The 14,114-nt window shown below is 27.1% G+C and carries 16 protein-coding genes; 9 read left to right on the plus strand and 7 right to left on the minus strand.

Features of this window, described 5'->3' with window-relative positions:
- Positions 1-480: a disulfide bond formation protein B gene (locus tag E5R92_RS04250; protein WP_168606855.1), complete on the plus strand. Its 480-nt coding sequence runs from the start codon at positions 1-3 to the stop codon at positions 478-480.
- Positions 464-997 carry a demethoxyubiquinone hydroxylase family protein gene (locus tag E5R92_RS04255; RefSeq protein ID WP_168606856.1) on the plus strand — a complete coding sequence of 178 codons (534 nt, stop codon included), beginning with the start codon at positions 464-466 and terminating at the stop codon, positions 995-997. The genes E5R92_RS04250 and E5R92_RS04255 overlap by 17 nt, the downstream gene beginning before the upstream one ends.
- Here the strand turns inward: E5R92_RS04255 and E5R92_RS04260 are convergent, their stop codons facing one another.
- Positions 998-1,564, minus strand: coding sequence for an HNH endonuclease (locus tag E5R92_RS04260; RefSeq protein WP_168606857.1), 567 nt, complete (start codon positions 1,562-1,564; stop codon positions 998-1,000).
- A gap of 51 nt (positions 1,565-1,615) precedes the next feature.
- Positions 1,616-2,272, minus strand: a complete 657-nt coding sequence (locus E5R92_RS04265; protein ID WP_168606858.1) for an alpha/beta hydrolase — start codon at positions 2,270-2,272, stop codon at positions 1,616-1,618.
- A gap of 49 nt (positions 2,273-2,321) precedes the next feature.
- Between E5R92_RS04265 and E5R92_RS04270 the strand changes: the two genes are divergently transcribed.
- On the plus strand, positions 2,322-2,525 hold the full coding sequence (locus tag E5R92_RS04270) for a twin transmembrane helix small protein (RefSeq protein WP_168606859.1): 204 nt from the start codon (positions 2,322-2,324) through the stop codon (positions 2,523-2,525).
- Here E5R92_RS04270 and E5R92_RS04275 read toward each other — a convergent pair.
- Entirely contained in the window at positions 2,522-3,037 is a 516-nt protein-coding gene (locus tag E5R92_RS04275; protein WP_168606860.1) for a TlpA family protein disulfide reductase, read from the minus strand. The genes E5R92_RS04270 and E5R92_RS04275 overlap by 4 nt on opposite strands.
- Positions 3,038-3,061: 24 nt before the next feature.
- Between E5R92_RS04275 and argH the strand changes: the two genes are divergently transcribed.
- From argH to E5R92_RS04290, 3 genes are all read left to right on the plus strand, one after another.
- Positions 3,062-4,450, plus strand: coding sequence for an argininosuccinate lyase (gene argH / locus E5R92_RS04280; protein WP_168606861.1), 1,389 nt, complete (start codon positions 3,062-3,064; stop codon positions 4,448-4,450).
- Positions 4,451-4,567: 117 nt separating this feature from the next.
- The gene (lysA, locus tag E5R92_RS04285; protein ID WP_168606862.1) at positions 4,568-5,782 is read left to right on the plus strand and encodes a diaminopimelate decarboxylase; all 1,215 of its coding nucleotides are present in this window, start codon (positions 4,568-4,570) and stop codon (positions 5,780-5,782) included.
- Between the two features lie 12 nt (positions 5,783-5,794).
- Complete coding sequence (locus E5R92_RS04290) at positions 5,795-6,496, plus strand: lysophospholipid acyltransferase family protein (RefSeq protein WP_168606863.1); 702 nt, start codon at positions 5,795-5,797, stop codon at positions 6,494-6,496.
- Here E5R92_RS04290 and dnaN read toward each other — a convergent pair.
- The 4 genes from dnaN to mutM form a co-directional block, all read right to left on the minus strand.
- The gene (dnaN, locus tag E5R92_RS04295; protein ID WP_168606864.1) at positions 6,493-7,605 is read right to left on the minus strand and encodes a DNA polymerase III subunit beta; all 1,113 of its coding nucleotides are present in this window, start codon (positions 7,603-7,605) and stop codon (positions 6,493-6,495) included. The genes E5R92_RS04290 and dnaN overlap by 4 nt on opposite strands.
- A complete protein-coding gene (gene dnaA, locus E5R92_RS04300; RefSeq protein WP_168606865.1) occupies positions 7,595-9,007 on the minus strand; it encodes a chromosomal replication initiator protein DnaA in 1,413 nt (470 codons plus the stop codon). The genes dnaN and dnaA overlap by 11 nt, the downstream gene beginning before the upstream one ends.
- Before the next feature lie 404 nt (positions 9,008-9,411).
- Entirely contained in the window at positions 9,412-9,672 is a 261-nt protein-coding gene (rpsT, locus tag E5R92_RS04305) for a 30S ribosomal protein S20 (RefSeq protein ID WP_168606866.1), read from the minus strand.
- Positions 9,673-9,722: 50 nt separating this feature from the next.
- Positions 9,723-10,586: a bifunctional DNA-formamidopyrimidine glycosylase/DNA-(apurinic or apyrimidinic site) lyase gene (gene mutM / locus E5R92_RS04310; protein WP_168606867.1), complete on the minus strand. Its 864-nt coding sequence runs from the start codon at positions 10,584-10,586 to the stop codon at positions 9,723-9,725.
- A gap of 35 nt (positions 10,587-10,621) precedes the next feature.
- Here mutM and ubiE point away from each other — a divergent pair, with 35 nt between their 5' ends.
- The 3 genes from ubiE to coaBC are packed head-to-tail and all read left to right on the plus strand — an operon-like array spanning position 10,622 to position 14,108.
- On the plus strand, positions 10,622-11,326 hold the full coding sequence (gene ubiE / locus E5R92_RS04315; protein ID WP_168606868.1) for a bifunctional demethylmenaquinone methyltransferase/2-methoxy-6-polyprenyl-1,4-benzoquinol methylase UbiE: 705 nt from the start codon (positions 10,622-10,624) through the stop codon (positions 11,324-11,326).
- Positions 11,326-12,894 carry a 2-polyprenylphenol 6-hydroxylase gene (gene ubiB, locus E5R92_RS04320; protein ID WP_168606869.1) on the plus strand — a complete coding sequence of 523 codons (1,569 nt, stop codon included), beginning with the start codon at positions 11,326-11,328 and terminating at the stop codon, positions 12,892-12,894. Before ubiE ends, ubiB begins: the two co-directional genes overlap by 1 nt.
- An 8-nt stretch (positions 12,895-12,902) precedes the next feature.
- On the plus strand, positions 12,903-14,108 hold the full coding sequence (coaBC, locus tag E5R92_RS04325) for a bifunctional phosphopantothenoylcysteine decarboxylase/phosphopantothenate--cysteine ligase CoaBC (protein WP_168606870.1): 1,206 nt from the start codon (positions 12,903-12,905) through the stop codon (positions 14,106-14,108).
- Positions 14,109-14,114: the final 6 nt, after the last annotated feature.

A 14,114-nucleotide genomic window follows, 5' to 3' on the forward strand; every position in this document is an offset into this window, starting at 1 on the left:
ATGATTAACCGAAAAACTACTTTTCATCTTATATTATTATTCAGTATTTTTGCTCTTTCAGCAGCCTATTTTATTGAATATATTTTAGGTCATCAACCTTGTAATCTTTGTTTAATTGAAAGAATACCTTATATCGTTTCAATAGTTATAATTTTACTTTTTATTTTTATTCAAAAGTTTGAAAGATTTTTTTTAATAATTTTAAGCATTACATTCATTATAGCGCTTGTTATATCCTTTTATCATTTTGGAATAGAACAAGGTTTCATAAAAGAGTCATTAGTTTGTGACTTAAATTCTAACAATGCTGATTTGACTAAAGAAGCACTCTTAAATCAACTACAAAAGGTCACAGTTAGCTGTAAAGATGCAACTTTTAGAATTTTGGGTTTTTCTCTTGCTACAATAAATATTTTTATCTCTTTAATAATTGCAACTATAACTATAAAGCTTTTTTTAACTTATGAAAAAAACAAATAAAGAAAAAGTAAAAGAATTTATTCGAGTTGATCATGCAGGTGAACGAGGAGCAGTAAAGATTTATGAAGGTCAATTACTAGCTCTTAACACATTTGTTAAAGATGAAATTCTAAAAAAGAAAATTGAAGAAATGAAAATTCACGAAAAAGAACATTGTGAATATTTTGAAAATGAAATTAAAAAAAGAAATATAAAACCAACAAAATTTTTACCTTTGTGGGATTTACTTGGTGTTGGACTTGGTTTTGGTTCAACAATCTTAGGGAAGAAAGCTGCTATGCTATGCACCGCTTCAGTAGAAGAAGTAATTGACGAACATTATTTAGATCAAATTAATGCATTAGAAAATGATGAAAAAAAATTAAAAGAAAAAATAATTAAGTTTAGGGAAGATGAATTACATCACAAGGATATAGCTTATAAAGAAGGTGCAACTAAAAAAGGAATGTATTCTATTTTAGATAAATTGATTAAAACTGGATCAAAAATTGCTATTAATATTTCTGAAAAAATATAATTAAGCTTCTAACTCAACATCCCAATACAAATAATCCATCCAACTCTTGTGTAGGAAATTTGGTGGGAAATTTTTACCATTTTTATGTAGGTCTTCTGTAGATGGTTGATATGGCTCTTGATTTAAGCTCATATCCAAATTTTTTAATAATCTTCCACCTTTTTTTACATTGCATGAAGAACAAGCAGTTACAACATTATCCCAGTTAGTTTGTCCACCTTTAGATCTTGGAAGTAAATGGTCAAAAGTAAGATCTTCACCACTCCCACAGTATTGACATGAAAATTTATCTCTTAAAAAAACATTAAATCTAGTGAAGCTAGGATTAGACTGTGGTTTTATAAAACTTTTTAAAGCAATAACACTTGGTAATCTCATATTAAATGATGGACTTCTAATAATTCTGTCATAATTACTAACTATAGTAACTCTATCTAAAAAAACAGATTTTATAGAATCTTGCCAGCTCCATAAAGACAATGGATAATAGCTTAAAGGCCTATAATCAGCATTTAAGACTAATGCAGGACATTTCTCTAGAGACAAGCTTTGATCATTAAAAATCATTATAAAAAATTCTAACTGAAAAAAATTAATTTATCAATAAATAGTATTTAATTATATTTGAAAATTATTTTTAATATAATTTAAAGCTGCACTTGATGCTTCAATAGGAATATGATGATCGCAATTCTCTATCATTTTTATTTCAATTTCAATATTATTTCTAATTAAAAAATCTTTTGCATCTAACAAAAATGTTGGTGACACAACTGCGTCTTGATCGCCATGTATCAAAAGCATTTTAGTGGTAGAAGATTTTCTTTTGCTAAGATCATCTTGATTTATTATTTTACCAGAAAAACCAACAATACAATTATAATTTTGATTAGCGGTCAAACCTAAATTAATAGACATCATGCATCCTTGACTAAATCCTGACAAGCAAATTTGAGAGTTTTTAAGGTTATACTTGCTTTTAACTTCTTCAATATATTTTTGAAGTTTACTTTCTGCTTTTTTAGATTCTTCTAGAATATAAATTGGATCATCTTTGGTTAAATCAAACCATTGAAAACCTACCGGGTTAATTTTACATTTTTCGTGACCATCTGGACATAAAAAAATAGTATTAGGCAGAAATCTTTTCCAATTTAAGGTCAACATACTTATGTCTTTCCCATCACCACCATAGCCATGAAGTAAAATAATAGCATTATTAATTGGTATATCTTTTTCTGGCTTAATGATTGTGGTTGATAGACAAAGTGTCATAGATGTTTTATTATGTTTTTTTTATTAGAAATCATTCTACAATAGTTTTATGATAACAGGAACATTAGTTAAGATTTTAGGTATTGTACTTTTAATAGTTGTGGCAGTTGTCTTGCTGTTAGGGATTGGAACCTTATTCAAGGGCGGCGAAGCTAGTAAAAAATATTCAAATAAATTAATGCAGTTAAGAGTGTTGCTTCAATTTATTGCTATAGTAGTGTTGGTCAGTTTTGCTTATTTCTTTAAAGACTAGTCGTATTGTTTTAACCAATTAATAAACTCTAGGTTATTAAAATCAATAGATCCCATAATACGACCAAACTCTTCTCCTTTTTTATTAAATAAAATAGTTGTGGGAACCCCTCTTAAAGAAAATTTTTTAGCTAGAGTAATTGGTGCATCAAAATATATCTCTAGATTTTGAATACCTATTTCTTTAAAAAAAGAGTTTGATTTAGAGAGATTTTCTTGGCCAATATTGATAGGAAAAATTTTTAAATTATCAAAGTCACTATTTGATTGTAAATCATCTAGAGATGGCATCTCCTCTCTACAAGGAGCACACCAGGTAGCCCAAAAATTTAATATTAACAATTTTCCTCTAAAATCATCTAAATTTATATCGTAATCGTTTGAATCCTTAAAAAATACTTCCTCATATATTTTTGGATTTTTTAATATAACTAAATTTTTTATATTAGGTTTTTCTAAAGCATAACCAATGTTGGAGGTTATTAGGTAGATAAATATTAATAATAATTTCATACTAAATATGTATAATTAATTATCATGGTAAAAAATAAAAACAATACGGCAATATGGGGATCAAGAATAAAGAAAGATACCTCAACTTTATTTCAAAAAGTTGGTAATTCAATAGATATAGATAAAAAGCTTTTTCAAGAAGATATTTTAGGATCAATTGCGCATGTTGAGATGTTATTTAGACAAAAAATTATTTCTTTTAAAATTAAAAATAAAATAATTTTTGGACTTAATAAAATTGAGAAAGAAATTTTAAAAAATAAATTTGATTATAACAGAAAGTATGAAGATATTCATATGAATATTGAAAAAAGATTATTTCAAATTATAGGAGAAGAAGCCGGATATGTACACACGGCTAGATCTAGAAATGATCAGGTGATTACAGATTTTAAAATGTGGACGACTTCAGCAACTAAAGAAATTAATAGAAATCTAGACAATATTATTAAGACCATTCTCAAAATTTCAGAAAAAAATATTGAAACCATAATGCCTGGATTTACACATTTAAAAAATGCACAAGCAGTGTCTTTTGCTCATTATTTAATGTCTTATGTAGAAATGTTTAATAGGGACAAAAAAAGATTTACCTATAATTTAGAAAGTTTATCAGAGAGTCCGCTGGGTGTTGCTGCCTTAACGGGTACTTCTTTTAATATTGATAGAAATTTTACTTCAAAAAAACTAGGATTTAAAAGACCAACGAATAATTCAATTGATACTGTTGCAGATAGAGATTTTGTTTTGGATTTTTTATATAGTGCTTCTGTTTGTTCGATGCATATTTCAAGAATTGCTGAAGAGCTTATTATTTGGAACTCTGATGGTTTCAACTTAATTACACTTTCTGACAAAGTAGTAACTGGTTCTTCAATAATGCCTCAAAAGAAAAATCCTGATTTATTAGAATATTTAAGAGGTAAAACCGGAATAGTTTATGGAAATTTGTTTTCAATGCTGACAATTCTAAAGGGACTTCCCATATCTTATTTTAAAGATCTTCAAGATGACAAGGAAATACTCTTTAAGTCTAATGAAATACTTAATAATAGTATTGCTATCCTAAATGAGGTTTTAAAAAATCTAAAACCTAATAAACAACAAATGTTAGACCTTGCTAACTCAGGATATATTACGGCTACTGACTTAGCTGACTATCTTGTTAAAAATCACTCAATGCCGTTTAGAAAAGCATACCAAACCACTACTTCTATTGTGAATTATGCTGAAAAGAAAAAGAAAAAATTGAATGAATTAAATATTGATGAGCTAAAGAAAATTGAACCAAAGCTCACAATTGAAGTTTTAAAGATTTTTAATGTAAAAAACTCTGTAAACTCTAAAAAATCTTACGGTGGAACGTCTTTTGATAATATTAAAAAAATGATAATGAAATATAAAAAAGTTTAAAATGATAAAAAAAATAATTTTAATTACTATATTTTGTTCTTTCTTATTTTCGTGTGGAAAAAAGGGAGATCCTCAATATGATGGAAATGAAATGGTTTTTCCTAAGTCAGTAGATTGATGAAATATATAGATAAAAACTTAACAATTGAAAAAGTTAAAGTTCAAAAAATAGCAAAAAAGTTTGGTACTCCAACTTATTGTTATTCATATAAAAAACTGACGGAAAACATAAAAAATTTTAAAAAAAATTTTAGCTCTTTTTCTCCATTAATCTGTTTTGCTGTGAAATCTAATACTAATGTGAGCCTGATCAGAGAAATTAGAAAATTAGGGTTAGGTGCTGACGTTGTTTCAATGGGTGAATTAATGATGGCTCTAAAAGCTGGCATAAATCCAAAAAAAATTGTTTTTTCAGGAGTGGGTAAAACCTCAACTGAAATTAGTTATGCAATTGATAAAAAGATTTTATTAATAAATGCTGAATCCAAAAGCGAAATTATTGAAATTGAAAAAACTGCAAGATTAAAAAAAAAAATAGTCAATATAGGTGTTAGACTTAATCCTAATACAGATGCCAAGACATTAAAACAAATTTCAACTGGGAAAAAAGAAAATAAATTTGGTGTAGATGAAAAAACTTTTTTTGAATTAGTAAATTTTACGAATCATTCTAAAAATATTAATCTTAAATGCTTAAGTGTTCATATCGGCAGTCAAATTTTAGATCACAAGCCATATGAAAAAATGCTCAATGTTGTAAATAAAATAATAAAAAAAAGTGGTCACACCTTTGAATTTATTGATCTGGGTGGAGGTATGGGTATTTCTTATGAAAAAAATAGTAAAAAACTAAACTATCAAAAATATAACATTGCCATACAAAAATTTTTAAAAGGCAACAAAGTGAAAATAATATTTGAACCTGGACGATCTATAGTTGGTAATATTGGATTTTTAATTTCTCAAGTTATCTATATAAAAGAAAACATTAAAAAAAATTTCATCATATTAGATGCTGCGATGAATGATCTTATGAGGCCAGCATTATATGGTGCAAATCACCAAACTATACCCGTAGTAAAAAGTAATAACATTTCAAAGAAAATTTATGAATTTGTTGGACCAATTTGTGAAAGTACAGACAAATTTACAACTATAAAAGGTTTTCAGAAATTAAAAGAAAAAGATCTCGTGGTAATGTGCGATGTTGGAGCTTATGGAATGTCACTAAGCTCAAATTATAACATAAGACCAAAACCAGCAGAATTAATAATTAAAGGATCAAAAATTAATATTATTAAGAAAAGACAAAAACTAAAAGATTTGATTTAGTTTTTGATTAATATGATAAGAAATTTTTTATTTTCGTTATTTTTTTTCTCAGGAATAGTTTTCATTTCCATAACCTTCTTGCCAGCAATTTTACTACCAAAAAAAATAGTTTTATTTGGTGGAAAAATTATGGGCTTTTGGACATCTTTATGTTTAAAAATATTTTTATCAACAAAGATAATTATTAAAGGTAAGGAAAACATAATTAGAGGAAAAAAATTTTTTATAGCTGCTTCACACCAATCAATGTTTGAAACTTTTTTTTTACAAACTATCTTTAATTCTCCTGTTTTTATTTTAAAAAAAGAATTACTAATGATTCCTATATTTGGCTGGTATTTAAAAAAAATAGGCTCAATTTCAATTAGAAGAAACAAAATTTCTAAAGAAAACTTGGGTTTTTTTGATGATATTTCTAAACAAGTAAATTCATCAGAAAGACCATTAATAATTTTTCCACAAGGAACAAGAATATCTCCAGAAGATAGAACTCCTTTTAAAAAAGGGTCTGGAAGAATTTATGAAGAATTAAATATTTCATGCCAACCAATTGCAATCAATTCTGGGAATACTTGGCCAAAGCATGGTCAAAAAAAAGTTAATACCATTCTAACAGTTTCAATTTTAAGACCCATTGAACCAGGACTAAGCAAGGAAATTTTTACAAAAGAATTGGAAAATACTATTTATTCTGAACTTGATACTTTAAACTAGCCTTTCATAGGCATTACAACAAATATACTATCAAAATCGCCCGGGTCTTTAATTAATGCAGGAGACCCTGTGTCATTGAAAAAAATTTCAATCTTATCGCCATCAAGTTGTGATGCTACATCAATTAAATATCTAGAATTAAAACTTATTTCTAGATCATGTTCAAACTTTACAGTTAAACTTTCTTTTCCATCGCCACTATTTGTGTTGTTAACTGATAAGTTTAGAACATCTTTTGACAAATTAAATTTAACTCCATCTTTTTTATCCAATGAAACTGAGGCAACTCTATCAACAGAGTCTAAGAATAATTTTAAATCTATTTCCAGTTTCTTTTGATTATTCTTAGGTATTACCTGAATATAATTTGGAAATTTTCCATCAATTAACTTAGATATTAATATGCTATTATTTAGCTCAAATTTTATTTTAGATTTAATATTTGAAATTTTAACATCACCATCGTAGCTTTCTAACAACGAACATAGTTGAAAAATTGTTTTTTTAGGAAGTATTATTGGTTCAAAATCTACTTGCCGGTCCAATCTTATTTTTGAAATTGACATTCTATGACTATCTGTAGCTGCTGCTGTTAAAAAATTTTTATCTTCAATTTGTGTTTGATGAAAAAAAATTCCACTTAAATAGTGTCTAGTTTCATCATTAGAAACTGAAAATTTACATTTATTTAATAATTTTAATAATTGTTTTGATTTTATAGAAAATTCATTTTGATTAAAGTTCTCGTCTGTTAGTGGAAACTCAGATGCACTAATACAATTTAGATTGAAAATAGATTTTTCAGACTCTACTTGAAGCTTGCTAACATCAGTTAAAGATAAATTAATTTTTTTTCCTGATGAAAATTTTCTTATGATGTCATACATAATAGATGACGTGGTGGTCGTGCTTCCCTCTTCTATAACTTCAACATTGTTAATTTGATGAATAAATATTAAATCTAAATCGGTTGCAGTAATTGTTAAATTTGAATTACTAGCATTTAATAAAACATTTGACAGAATAGGAAGCGTGCTTCTTTTTTCAATTACGCCTTGGCAATAATTAAGTGCTTGTTGCAAATCTTGTTGATTAACGTTAAATTTCATTTTCTTTATTATACAATATCTGATTTTTTAGATTATTAATATTGTTTGTCATTTCTGGATCTTTTTCCTTCAATTTTTCAATAGTTTTTACCGAATGAATGATCGTTGTATGATCTCTATTAGAAAATTCTCTTCCAATCTCAGGCAATGACTTGGATGTCAAAATTTTTGTTAAATATATTGCTGTTTGTCTTGGTCTCACAAGATATCTGGATCTTCTTGAAGAAAGCATTTCACTTTTACTTATTTTAAAGAACTTACATACAGTCGATTGTATTAAATCTATTGTTACTTTGTTTTCCCCAATATTTAATAGATCTTTTAAAACTACTTTAATTTCTGATAAATTTGGAACTTTGTTATAAATTCTTGAAAAAGAAACAACTCTATTAATTGCTCCTACTAACTCTCTTATACTTGTGGTTATTTCTGTACTTATGAATTTTTGTATTTCTTCTGAAATATTTATTTGATTTGAATAAAAAATGTTTAGCTCCTCTGTTTTTTGCTTAACAATTTTACTCCTAAGCTCATAATCTGGTTTTTGTATATCAACAACAAGACCTCCAGCAAATCTTGATTTAATTCTATCTTGAATTCTTGATAATTTGTTTGGAGCCCTGTCTGCCGAGATGATCACTTGTGAGCCTTTGTCTAATAATGCATTAAATGTATGAAAAAACTCTTCCTGCATTGCTTCTTTACCATTCATAAATTGAATGTCATCTATCAATAATATGTCAGTATTTCTAAAATATTCTTTAAACTTTACCATATCATTAGATTTAATTGATTTTACGAACTGATACATAAATCTCTCAGCAGATATAAACATCACTTTGTTTTTTTCTTTTAATGAAAGACCAATTGAATTTAATAAATGTGTTTTACCCATTCCAACACCTCCATAAATATAAAGTGGATTATAATGAGAAATATTTTCTGAAACTTTCATGGATGCTTCATATGCTAGTTTATTACTTGTTCCTGTTATAAAATTATCAAATCTTTTATTTGGATCTATTCTGTTGTATTGCAAATATGTATCTTTAATAAAGGATACGTTTTCATTATTTTCTTTTTTAGTAATATTATTTTCAATTTCATTTTCAGAATTTTTTTCAATAATTTTAAACTCTATTCTTGTTAAATCTTTCTTATAAATTTTTACTATTTGCAAAATTTGATCTAAATATCTTGAGGTAATCCAATCTCGGATAAATCTAGTAGAAACTGAAAGTAAGACATAACTATTCATCTCTTCTACAAAGTCTATCTTTCTAAGCCAGCTTTCATATATATCTCTACCTAGCTTATTTTTCATATCTTTTTGAATTACAGCCCAGTCTAGAGCTTCAGAAGATAGATCTTTTATATTTTGTGTTATATTTTTACTTGTCATAAAATTTGTAGGAATAAAGTCAGTTAGAAGCAAAATTATTTTTTTGCAATAAATAATTTTGTAAAAGCAAAAATAAATAAAATCTACATTTGCAATAAATAATTTAATTAAAAAAAAAATAAATAAAATCTATAGGCGATTCATTTCTAACGGGAATATTCTCTCTAATGCTCATGTAATAATACAATCATGAAGCGGTCTGTTTTCAACCTTAGAAATTATTTTGCCTCAGTATTATTTAATTGAATAGTTAAATTTTAGAAATTTTAAATCTATGAGTGTAAGATTTATAAATTATGTTTCTTATTATTTTACTAAATCTATATATAGTTAATCCCAAAATAGGATTTCTTATATATTGTAAGTACTATTAGTTGAAATTTCAAATCACTGTATATAAGAAATTATAAAGCTGAAATTTTCTTTGTTATTCTTGAAATGTTTCTTGAGGCATTTGCTTTCTTTATAATTCCAGTTTTTGCAACTTTCATCAATTCAGAGTTCAATTTTGGCAAGAATTTTAATGCTTCATCTTTTTTCTTTTCTACTAGAAGTAGATTCATTTTTTTTATAGCATTTCTATACTTACTCTTACGAGCCTTATTAACCAGTGTTTGTGTAGCAATTTTTCTAATTCTTTTAATTGCTGATTTTGTGTTTGCCATAAGCGCAGTGGTATAGCTTGAGAATTTATACTGGTCAATAGAATAATTCCCTATTTTTGGCAAATATTACAAAAGAAAGTTGATCTACCAGATATGAATATTTTCTGAATTTTCCCATTACATTTATTTCTTAAACAGCTTAGACTTTCTCTTTGATAAACTCTAAATTCTTTTTGGAAGTTTCCACTTTTTCCTGTGATGTTTTTAAAATCTCGAATACTTGACCCTCCTTTTTTAATAGCCCTTTTAAGTATACTTTTTGAATAAGTAATAATTTTTTTGCAATCTTCTTTGGTTAATTTTGATGCATAGGTAGTTGGATTAATTTTGCATAAGAATAAAATTTCACTAGCATAGATATTTCCAATTCCTGATACAAAATTTTGATCTAATAAGAAACTTTTTATATCTTTTTTTTTATTTGTGAAATAATCAATTAAATATTCTAAGTTAAAATTTTTAAAAAAAGGTTCTGGTCCTAAGTGACTAAATCTTTTTTCAAGTTCCTTCTTATTATCTATAAATTTAAAAAAACCAAATCTTCTAGGATCATTGTATATTACTCTTAAACCCTCAAAATGAATCTCGACATGGTTATGTTTTTCTGGAAGGCTTGGTGAGTTATAAAAACTAGTATTGGTAAACTTACTAATCTTATCTTTTTTTATTAAATGCACAGTCCCAGACATTCCTAAATGAATTAAACAAAAGGATTCATCATTAAAATTCAAGATCAAATACTTTGAAAATCTAGTTACTTTTTTAATAATTTTATTTTTTAATAATTCTTCAAATTTTATAGGAATTTTAAACCTTAAGTTTCTATTCGTAATTATTATTTTTTTGATTTTTTTACGCTCTATTTTTTTAGATAACGATTGTTTGACTATTTCTACTTCTGGTAATTCTGGCATTTGAGACTATATTATCAATAAATAATAAATTTAATATGCAACAATATCTCCAAAATAAAAAAGGCCTTGTTCAAAGGGTCTTTGATAATGTCTATGACAAATATGATTTGATGAATGACTTTATGTCATTAGGAGTTCATAGAATTTGGAAAAAAGATCTATTAAGTTGGATGAACCCTTCAAATAATAAAACCTTAATTGATGTTGCATGTGGTACTGGAGATCTTGGTAAACTTTTTTTAGATGCAACTGATAAAAATGGAGAAATATTTTGTGTTGATCCAAATAAAGGAATGATTGGTAAAGGCAAAGAAAAGTTAAGTACTTATAAAAATATCAATTGGATAATAGCTCCTGCTGAAAAACTGCCCATTCAGGATAATTCTTGCGATTATTACACAATTAGTTTTGGGCTGCGAAATACCAAAGATCTAAACAAAGCTCTATCAGAAGCTTATAGAGTTTTAAAACCAGGAGGTCGTTATTTATGTTTAGAATTTTCTAAAATTCAAAACTCTAATTTGGACTTTATATATAAAAACTATTCAAGACTTATTCCTTTGGTTGGTAAAGCTATTGTTGGACAAAAAGAACCTTATGAATATCTAATTAAAAGCATTGAAGAATTTATTAATCAAGAAGAATTGATAGATTTGATGAATAAAAATAAATTTGTTAACTGTAGTTATAGAAATTTATCAGGTGGAATTGTAGCTATTCATTCAGGTTGGAAGGTCTAATGTTAAAAAAAATTTTCATTTTATTTAAATTAGGAAGAAAATTAGCTCGTTCTGACATCCTAGCTATTCTTTCTAAGTTTAAGAGACCACCCTTAGCAATCAAGATTCTCTTTCAAATATTTTCATTTTCTTTTTCAACTCCTAACAAAACTAATTTAAACGAAAATGAAGGAGCAAAGCTATCTAAATCTCTACAATCAATGGGAACTACATTTATTAAATTAGGACAGTTTTTAGTTACTAGACCTGATATTATTGGAGATGATTTAGCAAAACAATTAGAGGGCTTACAAGATAGATTGCCCGCTTTTACTTTAACTGAAGCAAAAACAATAATCAAAAAAGATCTAGGAGATGATACGTTCAATTCAATCATTGATTTAAGTGAACCAGTTGCAGCAGCTTCAATAGCGCAGGTTCATAAAGCAAAAATAAATGATAATGGAACCATAAAGGATGTTGCTATTAAAATTTTAAGACCAGATATTAAAAAAGTATTTAATGAAGAAATAGATGCCTTAATGCTTTTTGCTTTTATGATTGAGTCATTTATAAAAAAAACTAAAAGATTAAAATTAGTAGAAGTTGTTTTTCTTCTTAAAGAAATAACTAATTTAGAAATGGATTTAAGATTTGAGGCAGCAGCTGCAAATGAATACGCTGAAAATACAAAGAATGATGCAGGTTTCAGGGTTCCTACTATTTATTGGAATTTTACAAGCGAAAATGTGATGACACTTGATTGGGTTGATGGTGTTTCTATTCGTGAAACAGAAGATTTACAAAAAAGAAACATAGATACTAAAAGGATTGCATCTGATGTTATTCAACATTTTTTAAGACATGCTGTTAGAGATGGTTTTTTTCATGCTGATATGCATCAAGGAAATATATTTATCGATGATAATGGACAAATTGTTCCTATAGATTTTGGTATAATGGGAAGATTAGATAATCTTAGTAAAAGATTTTTAGCTGAGATTTTATTTGGATTTATTCAAAGAGACTACAAAAAAGTTGCTGAAGTACATTTGGTTGCTGGTCTAGTTCCTAAAGATGTACCTGTTAATGATTTAGCGCAAGCGTTAAGATCTATTGGTGAGCCAATCTTTGGGCAATCTGTAAAAGATATTTCTGGTGGGAAATTGTTAAAACAGCTTTTTGAAGTTACTGAAAAATTTAACATGCAAACCCAACCACAATTATTGATGTTACAAAAAACAATGGTAGTCGTTGAAGGTGTAGCCAGAAAACTTAACCCTAATACCAATATATGGGAGACTTCAAAACCAGTTTTAGAAAATTGGTTAAGAGAAACAAAAGATCCAATCAATACCTTAAATGAAAGTTTAAAAACTACTACTGAAGTAATTAAAAGATTGCCTGATTTTCCAGAGATTATGGATAAAGCCAATCAAGCTCTATCGTTTTTAGCAAGTGGACAGATCCCCCAAAATTCAAATTCGTTTACCGCTTTAAATGAAAAGAGATCTGAAATGACTGCCTTTAGAAATCAGTCTATTGTTGGTTTATTACTGCTTGTAATTTTTGGTCTAGTAGTATTTTAATTCGCACAATGAATAATTTATCTGAAAGAAAAATACTTTTAATAATATGTGGTGGCATATCTGCTTATAAAAGTTTAGAACTAATTAGATCATTAAAAAAATTAGGTGCAAAAGTTAAAACTATTCTTACTAAAAGTGCCAAAGAATTTATAACTCCTTTGTCCGTTGCCTCCCTATCTCAAGAAAAAGTTTATGAAGACTTATTTAGCCCTGAAGATGAGGCTGAAATGGATCATATTTCACTTTCTAGATGGGCAGACTTAATTGTTGTGGCTCCAGCTACGGCTAATACAATTTCAAAATTGAGTGTAGGATCCTCGGAAGATCTTGCTTCGACTGTAATTTTGGCATCTGATAAAGATATTTTTTTAACGCCAGCTATGAATGTTAGAATGTGGGAGCACCCATCAACAAAAGAAAATCTTAAAAAATTACAATCATTTGGTTATAAGATTATTGGTCCTGAAATTGGAGATATGGCCTGTGGAGAATTTGGTGAAGGGAAAATGACTGAACCAAATAATATTGTTCAAGAAATTAATTCATACTTTAGTGAATTAAATAAAAATTATAAATTAAAAGCCTTAGTAACTGCCGGACCAACTAATGAATATATTGACCCTGTAAGATTTATAACAAATAAATCTTCTGGAAAACAAGGCCATGCTTTAGCAAAAGCATTTGCTAAAAAAGGCTTTCAAACTACTTTAATTTCTGGACCTACAAATTTAGAGGTGGGCAGCAATATAAACTTAATTAAAGTAGAAACTGCAGATGAGATGTTTAAAGCTACACAAGATAATCTACCGGTAGATGTAGCAATTTTTTCAGCAGCTGTTGCTGACTTCAAGGTTAAAGAAACAAATAATAATAAAATAAAAAAACAGGAAAAATTACATTTAGAACTAGAAAAAAATATTGATGTTTTAAATTATGTATCAAAACATAATTCTCTTAGACCAAAGCTGGTAATTGGATTTGCTGCAGAAACTAATAATATAGAAGAGAATGCAAAAAAAAAATTAAAAGAAAAAAATTGTGACTGGATAATAGCAAATGATGTATCCAATAAAGCAATTGGATTTGACTCTAATTTTAATGAAGTTTCAATTTATCATAAAGATAAAGATATGGATGATGAAAGACTTACAATAAAAAGTAAATCTGAAATTTCTGATGAAATAGTAGAAAGAGTTATTAAAAAATTAAATTAAAATTTA

Origin of the sequence: Candidatus Pelagibacter giovannonii (genome assembly GCF_012276695.1) — a bacterium.
Lineage (GTDB): Bacteria > Pseudomonadota > Alphaproteobacteria > Pelagibacterales > Pelagibacteraceae > Pelagibacter > Pelagibacter giovannonii.